The sequence below is a fragment of the Fusicatenibacter saccharivorans genome (assembly GCF_015557635.1).
Classification (GTDB): domain Bacteria; phylum Bacillota; class Clostridia; order Lachnospirales; family Lachnospiraceae; genus Fusicatenibacter; species Fusicatenibacter saccharivorans.
Genome location: NZ_JADNOP010000052.1, coordinates 1 through 1,025, shown reverse-complemented (window position 1 = coordinate 1,025; position 1,025 = coordinate 1). Strand labels below are relative to the sequence as shown.

At 44.1% G+C, this 1,025-nt stretch carries 1 protein-coding gene; it reads right to left on the bottom strand.

The window, feature by feature from the left end; all coding sequences use genetic code 11:
- On the bottom strand, positions 1 to 824 hold an 824-nt coding region (locus I2G42_RS16225), incomplete at its 3' end, for a transposase (protein ID WP_242856739.1).
- Positions 825 to 1,025: the final 201 nt, after the last annotated feature.

Sequence of the window (1,025 nt, the reverse complement as noted above, 5' to 3'; positions counted from 1 at the left end):
CCTGCAATCATTAAAACATCCTTCAGCGAAGCTCCATGCTGGATCAACCGATAAATGGCCGTAATCCGTTCTTTCTTTAACTTGATGGTGTAAAAATAACCTTCTTCAAATGTGCAGTATTTACCTTTGAACATGCAGCACAGATAATGGGTTAATGACATGATCAACCAGTAACGCTGGATTCCCTGGCTGGATCGGATCTGATATTTGTCCAGCCCCAGCTTCTGTTTACTCTGCCGGAAAAACAATTCGATCGACCAGCGTTTGGCATACGAATCAAGAATCTCCTGCGTAGACAGGGACACGTCAGTGGAAATAAATACCCTCAGCGCCTTTGGATTCCCAAAGCATTCCTCAGGGTAACTCAGAAGAACAACTGCATTTGAAATCTTATTGAGATTTCCTTCGTAACGGTAAACGTAAAATTTCCTTTTGTCAACGGTCACAAGGCTGACATTTGGATCGCTTTTCCGCATATGAAGTGCAAGTTCGCTGGCTTTCTGACGGATGCCCATGGGATAAAGGATACGGTTGGTTTTTAATGCACCAATCGTATAAAATCCTTTTTTCAGGAAGCTTTTCATGATGTCCACGGACGTATACCAGCTGTCACAGAGAAAGTAGGAAACCACCGGGGCTTCCGGCAGTTCCGCGGCGATATCCTGTACGATTTTAATTTTTGATTTTGTCTTATCGTATAGGATGACCGCATAGTTCAATGTGATTCCATTGCAGGAAAGCATGACGGAAACAACCTGGTGTCCATAATCCTGCCGGCCTTTCAGGTGCGATTGATGAAAATACGCAGCTTCGATGGGATGCAGGGCCTGTGACGAGGGCTTGACATGAGAAGTAATTGTATCATCTACAATGCAGAAAACAGGCTGGCCAGAAGAACGGGCCTACTGATAAATCAGTTCGACAATGCTGCTTTTCAGAGCTTTTTGCAATGCAGAATCGTCCCATTTTCCGTGATTCAGAAAATAAGCTACCGTTGTTCTGTGATGCTGGCTGACAATAGAAAA